Here is a 345-nt window from a genome sequence, read left to right on the forward strand (position 1 = left end):
CGGCCTGGCGCTGATCAAGCGCAGCCTGAACGCCAGCCTGAGCAACAGCTTTGACCAACAACTGGAGCTGGAGCGCGACCTGCAACGCCTGGCCGGGCGCAGCGAGGATTACCGCGAAGGCGTCGCCGCCTTCATGGAAAAACGCAGCCCAAGCTTCAAGGGCCGCTGAAAGGAGCGCACCACATGACCAACCATGAAGCCATGAACCTGGCCAACCAGTGCGCCCAGGCCATGTTCAGCCGCGATGCCGCCAGCCAGGGCATGGGCATGCGCCTGCTCTCGGTGGCGCCGGGTTGCGCACGACTGGGCATGAGCGTGCGCGCCGACATGATCCAGGGCCACGGC

The 345-nt window shown here is 66.1% G+C and carries 1 protein-coding gene and 1 pseudogene; both read left to right on the plus strand.

The features are described 5' to 3' along the window. On the plus strand, positions 1 to 169 hold a 169-nt coding region (locus HX846_RS38810), incomplete at its 5' end, for an enoyl-CoA hydratase-related protein (RefSeq protein WP_256740568.1). A gap of 14 nt (positions 170 to 183) precedes the next feature. After that, positions 184 to 345: pseudogene (locus HX846_RS40205) on the plus strand (phenylacetic acid degradation protein PaaD); the annotation flags it as partial.

This window comes from Pseudomonas sp. K5002, assembly GCF_013386655.1.
Lineage (GTDB): Bacteria > Pseudomonadota > Gammaproteobacteria > Pseudomonadales > Pseudomonadaceae > Aquipseudomonas.